The 5,032-nt window shown below is 74.4% G+C and carries 4 protein-coding genes; 2 read left to right on the top strand and 2 right to left on the bottom strand.

The annotated features are described in order from the left end of the window. On the top strand, positions 1-1,247 hold a 1,247-nt coding region (locus FV223_RS19710; RefSeq protein ID WP_147728595.1), incomplete at its 5' end, for a DUF1800 domain-containing protein. Then, a complete protein-coding gene (locus tag FV223_RS19705; protein ID WP_147728594.1) occupies positions 1,214-2,416 on the top strand; it encodes a DUF1501 domain-containing protein in 1,203 nt (400 codons plus the stop codon). The genes FV223_RS19710 and FV223_RS19705, both read left to right, overlap by 34 nt. On the opposite strand, the gene FV223_RS19700 is transcribed toward FV223_RS19705, so the two are convergent. Both FV223_RS19700 and FV223_RS19695 read right to left on the bottom strand, forming a co-directional pair. Further along, positions 2,344-3,654 carry an allantoate amidohydrolase gene (locus FV223_RS19700; protein ID WP_147728593.1) on the bottom strand — a complete coding sequence of 437 codons (1,311 nt, stop codon included), beginning with the start codon at positions 3,652-3,654 and terminating at the stop codon, positions 2,344-2,346. The two genes, FV223_RS19705 and FV223_RS19700, sit on opposite strands and share 73 nt — an antisense overlap. Positions 3,655-3,657: 3 nt before the next feature. Next, positions 3,658-4,917 (bottom strand): Zn-dependent hydrolase, encoded by a 1,260-nt coding sequence (locus FV223_RS19695; protein WP_147728592.1) that lies wholly within the window; start codon positions 4,915-4,917, stop codon positions 3,658-3,660. Positions 4,918-5,032 lie beyond the last annotated feature (115 nt).

Raw genomic sequence — 5,032 nt, 5'->3', positions numbered from 1 at the left:
GCACCAAGCCCGACCCGGATGCGAAGAAGGCCGCGCAGCAGGCCTACCAGGGGGCGCTCTCGGCCGCCGCCCGGGACGCCGCCGCGGCGACGCTCCTGCGGGCGCTCGACAGCCCGGACCAGGTGCGCGAGCGGCTGACCTGGTTCTGGCTCAACCGCTTCAACGTCCACCAGGGCAAGGCGAACCTGCGCGCGATGGTCGGCGACTACGTCGACGCGGCGATCCGCCCGCACGCGCTCGGCCGCTTCCGCGACCTGCTGGAGGCGACGCTGCGGCACCCGGCGATGCTGCGCTATCTCGACAATGCCGACAACGCCGCCGGCCACCTCAACGAGAACTACGCCCGCGAGCTGATGGAGTTGCACACCCTCGGGGTCGGCTCCGGCTACACGCAGGGCGACGTCGAGGCGCTGGCCCGCATCCTCACCGGCGTCGGCATCGACGCCCGCCCCGAGGACCCGAAGCTGAAGCCGGAGCGCCAAGCCGATCTCGTCCGCGCCGGCCTGTTCGAATTCAACCCGAACCGCCACGATTACGGCGACAAGGTCTTCCTCGGCCACGCGATCCGCGGCCGCGGCTGGCCCGAGATCGTCGAGGCGCTCGACCTGATCGCCCGCGAGCCCGCCACCGCGCGAACCGTGTCGGCCGCGCTCGCGCGCTACTTCCTGGGCGCCCCGCCCTCGGACGCCCTGGTGGCGCGGCTGGCGCAGGTCTTCACCCGGAGCGACGGCGACATCGCGGCCGTGCTCGACGCGCTGTTCCACGCGCCCGACTTCGCGGCCTCCCTCGGGGGCGGGTTCAAGGACCCGGCCCGCTACGTGCTCTCGGCCGTGCGCCTCGCCTACGACGGGCGGACGATCCGCAACGCCGCGCCGATCCAGGGCTGGCTCAACCGCCTCGGCGAGGGCCTGTTCAACCGCTCGACGCCGGACGGCTACCCGCTCGGCGCCGCCGCCTGGAACGGGCCGGGACAGATGACGACGCGCTTCGAGATCGCCCGGCAGATCGGGTCGGGCTCCGCCGGCCTGTTCAAGCCCGCCCCCGACATGGCCGACGAGCCGGCCTTCCCGCTGCTGCAGAACGGGCTCTACTTCTCGACGCTCTCGGCCACCCTGAGCGCCCCGACCCGGGACGCCCTGGCCCGCGCCGTCTCCCCGCAGGACTGGAACACCCTGTTCCTGTCCGCCCCCGAATTCATGCGCCTCGGCCGCCCATGGACCCGCGCGACCCGCCCCGCCGCGCGCTGATCCGAGCCTCCCTCGCGCTCGGCCTGTCCACCGTCGCCGGCCGGGTCTGGGCCGCGCCGAAGGCGGATGCGCGCCTGCTCGTGGTGTTCCTGCGCGGCGCCTACGACGCGGCCAACGTCGTGATCCCGACGGGCAGCGACTTCTACTACCGCGCCCGGCCGACCCTCGCGGTCGCCCGGCCGGATGCGGCCGACCCGGCGGCGGCGCTGGCGCTCGACGCCGACTGGAGCCTCCACCCGAGCTTGCGCGACACGATCCTGCCGCTCTACGCCCGGGGGCAGGCCGCCTTCGTGCCGTTCGCCGGCACCGACGACCTCACGCGCAGCCATTTCGAGACCCAGGACACGATCGAGCTCGGGCAGACGGTCGGCGCCTCCCGCGACTACAATTCGGGCTTCATGGCCCGGCTCGCCGCGGAGCTGACGCGGACGCGCCCGATCGCCTTCACCGAGCAGATCCCGCTGATCTTCCGCGGCCCTGAGACGGTGCCCAACATCGCGATCAACGAGGTCGCCAAGCCCGGGATCGACGCGCGCCAGGCCGGGCTGATCACGGCGATGTACCGCGACACCCCGCTGGCCGCTTCGGTGGCCGAGGGGTTCCGCGTGCGCGACGCGGTCTACCAGTCGGTCTCGGAGCATCAGGCCGAGGCCGACCGCGGCGGCGTCTCGCCGAAGGGCTTCGCGCGCTCGGCCCGGCGCATCGGCCGGCTGATGCGCGAGTCGTTCAACCTCGGCTTCGTCGACGTCGGCGGCTGGGACACGCACGTGAACCAGGGCGCCGCCACCGGCTACCTCGCCGACCGGATCGGCGAGCTCGGCCGCGGGCTGGCCGGCTTCGTCGAGGAGGTCGGCCCCGCCTGGAACGACACGGTGGTGGTCGTGCTCTCCGAGTTCGGCCGCACCTTCCGCGAGAACGGCAACCGCGGCACCGATCACGGGCACGGCAGCGTCTACTGGGTGCTGGGCGGTGCCGTGCGCGGCGGCCGCATCGCCGGGCCGCAGGTGCGGGCCGACGAGGCGCACCTGTTCCAGAACCGCGACCATCCCGTGCTCACCGACTACCGCAGCCTGCTCGCCGGGCTGCTGCAACGCCTCTACGGGCTCGATCCGGCGAGCCTCCGGCGGGTCTTCGCGGACGCGGCGCCGGCCGACCTCGGGCTGGTCTGATCGGCCGACCGCTCCCGTGCCGCGAGGAACCCGCGCACCGTCCCGAGCAGCACCCGGGTCCCGGCCTCGATGTCGGGCAGGCTGGCGAACTCGGCCGGGTTGTGGCTGATGCCGCCGCGGCAGCGCACGAACACCATGGCGATCGGCGCGATCGCCGCCACCGCCATGCCGTCGTGCCCGGCCCCGCTCGGCAGCGCCAGGACGGGATGGCCCTCGGCGACGATCGCCGCCTCGACCAGGGCCGTCATCCCGGGGTCGCAGGGGACGGCTTCCGCCTCGTGCAGGAGGGCGATGCCGAAGCCGAGCCGGCGCCGGAGCGCGATGCGCTTGCAGGCGAGGTCGATGTCGGCGAGCGCGGCGTGCCGCTGCGCGTCGTCGGGCGCCCGCAGGTCCAGGCTGAACTTGGCCTGGCCCGGGATGGTGTTGACCGCCCCCGGCAGCGCCTGGATGCGCCCGACCGTGCCGACGAGGTGCTCCTCGCCGCGGCAGCGCGCCTCGATCGCCAGGATGCATTCGGCGGCGCCCGCGAGCGCGTCGCGGCGCTCGGTCATCGCGACGGTGCCGGCGTGCCCCGCCTCCCCCGACAGCGTGATCTCCAGGCGGCTCGCCCCGCTGATCGCGGTGACGAGGCCGACCGGCAGGCCCTCGCGCTCCAGCATCGGCCCCTGCTCGATGTGGAGCTCGACGTAGCCGAGGATCTGATCCGGCGTGCGGGCGGCGGTCGGGACGGCCTTCGGGTCGAGGCCGTATTCGCGCATCGCGGCGGCCAGCGTCGTGCCGGCGGCATCGAGGGTGCGCAGCGCCGCCGGGTCGAGATGGCCGGCGAACGCCCGGCTGCCGGTCAGCGTCGCGGCGAAGCGCACGCCCTCCTCGTCGGCGAAGCCCACCACCTCGATCGCGACCGGTGGCGGTCCTTGGCGCAGCACGGCCTCGACGCAACTGATGGCGGCGACGACGCCGAGCGGCCCGTCGTAGCGGCCGGCGTTGCGCACGGTGTCGAGGTGCGAGCCGATCACCAGGGCCGGCCCGCCGGGCTCGCGGCCCTCGACGCGGCCGATCAGGTTGCCGACGGCGTCGCGGCGCACCTGCAACCCGGCCTCGCCCATCCAGCCGGCGACCAGGGCCTCGGCCCGCGCCTGCTCGGGGGTGAGGTAGAGGCGGGTGATCGCGCCGGGCTCGGCGCTGATCTGGGCCAGCGCGTCGAGCCGCTGCTGGATGCGGGGGGCGAAGGCGTCCACGGATCAGGCCTTCGGCGCGTTGGCGAGCGTCAGCACCGTCTGCAGCAGCACGTCGGCGCCGGCGGCGCAGTCGGACGGGGTCGCCGATTCCGACTCGTTGTGGCTGACGCCGTCCTTGCACGGCACGAAGATCATCGCGGTCGGGACGCGGGCCGCGAGGTTGCAGGCGTCGTGCCCGGCGCCCGAGACCATGCGGCGGCGGCTCAGGCCCAGCCCCTCGGCGGCGGCATCGACCGCCGCGATCACGCCCGCGTCGAACGGCACCGGCTCCTTGCGCCAGATCCGCGCGAGGTCGATGGCGAGCTTGCGCCGGTCCGCGATCGCGGGAAGGCTCGCGCGCAGCTCAGCCTCGATCGCGTCGAGGACCTCCGGCTTCGGGTCGCGCACGTCGAGGGTGAAGCGCACCAGCCCCGGCACCACGTTGCGGGAGGGCGCGCCGATCACGGCCTCGCCGATGGTCGCGACGGCGGTGGGCGCGTGCGCCAGCGCGATCCGCTCGACCGCGAGCGCGACCTCCGCGAGCCCGAGCAGCGCGTCGCGGCGGCGCGGCATCGGCGTGGTGCCGGCATGCGCCTCGAAGCCGGTGATCGTGCCGTCGAACCAGGCGATGCCCTGCCCGCCCTCGACCACGCCGATGGTCCGGCCCTCGGCTTCCAGGATCGGGCCCTGCTCGATGTGCAGCTCGACGAAGGCGCTGATCTTCCGGTCGCCCACGGTGTCGGTTCCGCGGTAGCCGATCGCGTCGAGCGCCGCGCCGACGCTGATGCCGGCCGCGTCGGTCTTCTCCAGGATCTCGTCGGTGGTGAAATCGCCGGCGTAAGCCGCCGACGCCATCATCGCGGGGGCGAAGCGCGAGCCCTCCTCGTTGGTCCAGTTGACCAGCAGAAGCGGCGCCTCGGTCTCGATGCCGGCGTCGTTCAGGGCGCGCATTGCCTCCAGCCCGGCCAGCACCCCGAGGATGCCGTCGAACTTGCCGCCGGTCGGCTGGGTGTCGAGATGCGAGCCGAAGGCCACCGGCGGGCGCGCCGCGTCGCGCCCGGGCCGCAGGGCGTACTGGGTGCCGAGGGCGTCGACCCGCACCTCGAGCCCCGCCGCCGTGCAGGCGTCCCGGAACCAGTCGCGGACCGCGCCGTCCTCGGGCGACAGGGTGAGGCGGTTCAGGCCGCCGGCCGGCGTCGCGCCGAACCGCGCCGTCTCCTGGATCGTCTCCCACAGGCGCGAGCCGTCGATGCGCAGGTTGTGGGTCTTTGCCGTGCCGGCCATCCTGGCCTCCGTCGTCGCGTGTGTGTCTCGTGTCACGATGCCGACGTGACGGCCCGGCGGCCGGCAAGGATCGTGCCCGGCCAGGTTCCGCAGGCCCGCCCAGCCCCCGCAGGGC

Origin of the sequence: Methylobacterium sp. WL116, assembly GCF_008039455.1 — a bacterium.
Lineage (GTDB): Bacteria > Pseudomonadota > Alphaproteobacteria > Rhizobiales > Beijerinckiaceae > Methylobacterium.
The sequence above is the reverse complement of the archived record's forward strand: the minus strand, read 5'-3'. Positions and strand labels throughout refer to the sequence as shown.